Origin of the sequence: Nostoc cf. edaphicum LEGE 07299 (assembly GCF_015207245.1) — a bacterium.
Classification (GTDB): Bacteria; Cyanobacteriota; Cyanobacteriia; order Cyanobacteriales; family Nostocaceae; genus Nostoc; species Nostoc edaphicum_B.
The window spans coordinates 1-4,727 of the sequence record NZ_JADEXF010000403.1 but is presented as its reverse complement, the minus strand read 5'-3'; the positions used below and the strand labels follow the sequence as shown (position 1 = coordinate 4,727).

The 4,727-nt window shown below is 41.9% G+C and carries 2 protein-coding genes and 2 pseudogenes; 2 read left to right on the top strand and 2 right to left on the bottom strand.

What is annotated here, in order from left to right:
* Together IQ229_RS13520 and IQ229_RS13515 are read left to right on the top strand one after the other, a co-directional pair.
* The coding region (locus IQ229_RS13520; RefSeq protein WP_194044461.1) for an MFS transporter at positions 1-962 on the top strand (962 nt) is incomplete at its 5' end.
* Between the two features lie 477 nt (positions 963-1,439).
* Positions 1,440-2,708: a bifunctional sterol desaturase/short chain dehydrogenase gene (locus IQ229_RS13515; RefSeq protein WP_194044460.1), complete on the top strand. Its 1,269-nt coding sequence runs from the start codon at positions 1,440-1,442 to the stop codon at positions 2,706-2,708.
* Between the two features lie 202 nt (positions 2,709-2,910).
* Here IQ229_RS13515 and IQ229_RS13510 read toward each other — a convergent pair.
* Positions 2,911-4,289: pseudogene (locus IQ229_RS13510) on the bottom strand (cytochrome P450).
* Positions 4,290-4,510: 221 nt separating this feature from the next.
* Positions 4,511-4,727: pseudogene (locus IQ229_RS13505) on the bottom strand (RNA-guided endonuclease TnpB family protein); the annotation flags it as partial.

Here is a 4,727-nt window from a genome sequence, read left to right as displayed (position 1 = left end):
GTACCAGCCTTAACAGCTATCGCTTTACATTTTCTATTGGTGGCAGCATTTTATCGTTGATTTTAACGCAAATTGTTTTTTCAGCGATCGCCGATCGCAAACAACAATATTTGGTTTTAGCAGCAGTTTGTACAGTAATTTCGATTTTAGGATTATATTGGTGCGTTTTTGGAGTCCGCGATCGCATCTTAGCTTTTGAGGCTAAACGCATCCAAACCGAGGAACCTGCATCTCTCCCCTTCTTTGAACAACTAAAAATTGTCTTTAGTAACCGACCTTTTTTATTTGTTATTGGTATATATCTTTGTTCTTGGCTAGGCGTGCAGGTGACAGCCAGCATTATTCCCTATTTTGTAGTCAATTGTATGGGTCTTAAAGAATCAGACGTGCCCACAGTGATGATTGCAGTCCAAGGAACTGCTCTGGTGATGCTATTTGTCTGGGGAGCGTTGAGTAAAAAAATCGGGAAAAAAGTTGTTTATTTTCTGGGAATGAGTTTGTGGATTATAGCCGCCGCCGGACTATTTTTCTTACAGCCTGGTCAAATAGTTTTGATGTATGTGATGGCTGTTATGGCAGGTATTGGTGTCTCCACAGCTTATCTAATTCCTTGGTCAATGATTCCAGATGTGATTGAATTAGATGAACTGCAAACCGGACAACGCAGAGAAGGCATTTTTTATGGCTTCATGGTTTTGCTGCAAAAATTTGGTTTAGCTTTCGGGCTATTTTTGGTGGGAAATGCTTTGCAAGTATCTGGTTTCAAAGAATCTGTAGCCGGAAGTCCACTACCTATCCAACCGGAATCAGCACTGTTTGCTATTCGCGTTGCCGTTGGCCCCATACCGACAGTTTGTTTGATTTTTGGCTTAGTTTTAACGTATTTTTACCCAATTACCCGCGAGATGCACGCAGAAATTATGCTGAAACTCAAAGAACGGCAAGAGAAGAGGGGAAGTTAAAGGAGCAGGGGATCGCTTTTACGAATACCTTTAGCCATTTAATACTCGTAGCTATTCTTAAAGCCGAAGCTGCTACAGACTGCGCGAAACACCGAAACGTGAAGGCAGAAGTTCTTACAGGGAAGGCGGAAACTGCTACAGGCTGCGCGAAACACCGAAACGTGAAGGCAGAAGTTCCTACAGGGAAGGCGGAAGCTGCTACAGGCTGCGCAAAACACCGAAACGTGAAGGCAGAAGTTAATTTTTAACTTGCTTAACTTTACTATGATTGCGATCGCGACGATCAAAAAAGTCAGGGAGCTTCTTTGTCACAATTGATTTAAGATTGCGATATCAGTTTTGCTCTTGGTTTTTCCTGTATTGGCTGTTACCCCTGCTCTCTACTCCCTATTCCCTTTGATTTTAATTTGTTTTAGACTCGACCTTAACGCACCTCAGATCGTCAAGAATGATTAAGAAAAACGAGTATAGACAAACATGGTAAAAATGCTAGCTGAAAACTTGATGGGGATTGAGGCAAGCTTACAAATTAATTGGGTTTGGCTAAATGCCAGCTTACAGTTTGCTAGTTGGGCACTCTTCTCACTTTTACTTGCTGAGATATTGAGAGACAGCTACCATGCTTTGTGTCACCAAGTCAGTTGGCTTGCTAAATGGCACAACAAGCACCACATGGCCTATCGCCGCGATTTATCAATAGTTTCCCTGAAAATTTATCAAGAATCCCAACTCTATCACGACATTTTAGAGTCGAGTTTACTGCTAGTGGTATTGGTAGTCGTTGCCTTAATTGTCCAGCAAATGGGGTTATGGCTGGGAGTAGCTTATGGTTGTACCTTTTTGTATGGCGCGTCTGTGCGATATTTTCAGGGAAAAATTGATACAGATTACAACCACCTACCCGGCCCTTTAGAGACAATACCATCCATTTGGTGGGTGAATCGGTCTTACCATTGGCGGCATCATTTTGATGATGTCAACGCTTACTACAGTGGTGTCTTTCCCCTAGTGGATAAAATTCTGGGTACAGGACTGTCTCTCAAAGGTAAAACCATCGCTTTAACCGGAGCATCAGGAGCGTTAGGGCAAGCGTTGGCGGCTGAACTTATAAAGAATAATGCTAAAGTCGTCGCATTAACCACTAATCCAGAAAAATTAGTAGAGCAAGTTGGGGCAAAGGTGGTTTCCTGGCAGTTGGGTAACGAAGCTGAACTGAGAAATAGTTTAGAGAAAGTAGATATTTTAATTATCAACCACGGAGTCAATGTCTACGCCAGCCGCACACCAGAGGCTATCAACGCCTCTTATGAAGTAAATACCTTTTCAGCCTTGCGGTTGATGGATATATTTTTGACAACTGTAACAGGGCCACAAGCAAAAGCAACCAAGGAAATTTGGGTAAACACTTCTGAGGCTGAGGTTTCTCCAGCGCTGAGTCCGCTTTATGAACTTAGCAAAAGAGCGCTAGGAGATATTGTTACCCTCAAACGTTTGGACGGGGGTTGTGTAATTCGCAAGTTAATTCTTGGCCCGTTTAAGAGTCAGTTGAATCCTTATGGAGTGATGTCTGCACAGCAAGTTGCTCGTGCGATCTTATTTTTGGCGCGGCGAGACTTCCGAAATATTATTGTGGCAATAAATCCTCTCACCTATCTGCTGTTTCCCTTAAAGGAAACTAGTACGTCGCTATACTATCGACTTTTTAGCCGGACAGCGAAAAGTGAACAGGACTTACGCAAACAATAGTCGAAAAGAATGATTTTCAGGTAGTAGTTTGTCAAGTTTAAATTGATAGGTAAGCAAGTTTGTAGTAAAGACTTTAGTCCTTATTTTCTAAGCACTAAAGTGCTTACTACAAACCCTCAAAAGTAAAAGTGATAGCCTTAGCCTTGCAATAGTTTTGACAGTAGAGCATAAAATTACGGAGGAGTAAGGGCGTAGGCGATCGCTAAATTGAAACAGAACTTGGATAAACTTGAGAAAGCGATCGTTTTTTTATAGTCATCATCCGAACTCCACCATTAGGAGCAAGGGTAAATCCACGTCGTTGCAGTTTAATAGGTTTATTTTCCACTAAGGTAAGTTGATAATTGGATAAAACTGTTGCCAGGACTAATTTGATTTCTAACTGAGCCAGGGCATATCCTAAACATCGCCGACTTCCACCACCAAAAGGAATAAACTCCCAAGGGGAATACTGGCGTCCTAAAAAACGTTCGGGATTAAATTGTTGAGGATTAGGATACAAGTCTTCCCGATAATGCAGGAGGTAGATACTTGGCATTAAGGTTGTATCAGGAGGAAACTGGTATCCTGCAATATTTATGGATGATTTAGTAATGCGTGGAAAAAGCCCTGGAAGGACTGGATACATCCGCAGGGTTTCTTGGCAAACTGCGCTTAAGTAAGGAAGCTGGGCAATTTCCATCGGGTTTGGATTTTCTCCCAAGCTGTCAAGTTCCTGCTGCAATTTTGAGAGGACATCTGGATTTCGGTGAATTTCATAAAAAGCCCACGCTAGCGTTGTTGCAGTAGTTTCATGTCCAGCAAATAAAATTGTGAGCAATTCATCTTTTAATTCATCGTCGGTCATTGCTTGCCCATTTTCATCTCGTGCTGCCATCATCAAGCTCAGAACATCACCCTGGTTCTGATTGTTCTTTGTTCTTTTCTCTTCAATTTCTGCTTGAAGTAGCTGATAAATAGAGTTTTGTCTACTTCTCATCTGCCCCCAAGGAGTCCATTTTCCCCAATCTTTTTGTAAAAATGGAAAAAATAGCATACTGGAGCGCAAAGGAGAATCAGTCATATCCAACCAACTAGTAAGGAGAGGTAAAATTAGTTGATAGCGTTCCCCTTCACTTAAACCAAAAACAATTTGTAAAATTACTTCTAGACTAACTTTCTGCATGGCAGACCGAACCACAAAAGGTTGATTGATTTGCCATTGACTGGCGATTTGCTCGGTAATTAAGCAGATTTGTTGAGCATAAATCTGTAGCCTTTCTCCATGAAAGGGGGCATTAATAATTTTCGTTCTCGTCGATGGCGGGCACCATCTATTAACATGATAGAATTTCGCCCAATCAAAGGTTCTGCAATTTTATTACCACGACCAATATCAAATTTAGAATCTTGACTGAAAATTTCTTGAATGGCTTGGGGACGGCTAATAATTACATAAGAACCGAGTCCACTCAGTTGCATGGAAAAAATGTCTCCATACTTTTGACTATACTTTTGCTGAAATCCAATCGGGTCGGCAATCCATCCGAGCAGTTGCCACCACGAAGGACTAGTAATGCAATTCGGTAATTGACTAAACATAATATTTACCTGTGATTCCACTTCACAATCTCAAACAAATACACCTATTATCTCTGAGCGTTGAAGGTTGTTGGGTATACTACTGTTGTTTACTCAACCATATTTAGAGACTGGCTCATGACCGTGTTTATTAAGCTGTCTAGCAAGCGATCGCTCGAGGTATTTTGCTAAAAGGTGTTGGCTTAGATGTAGTATAGTTCGTTGACACTCCCCCACCAAACTTACGTTGTGGTGGGGGATTCTTGTTTCATGGAAACACGCTTTTCAGTACAAGTACCAACGAGTCTTACTGCTTCTCCACAAGCTTGAATTTCTGCGTGTCCCGCAGTATTTGTTGACAGCCCTTCGACTTCGCTCAGGGCAAGTATTCTAATCCCCTCTGCCCTCAGATTCCGCGACGCATTTTTATCTCTGTCGTGGGTTGTTTGGCAACTCGGA

Excerpts from the sequence above, each read along its gene's own strand:
- IQ229_RS13515 (WP_194044460.1), top strand. The coding sequence starts at position 1,440 with ATGGTAAAAATGCTAGCTGAAAACTTGATGGGGATTGAGGCAAGCTTA.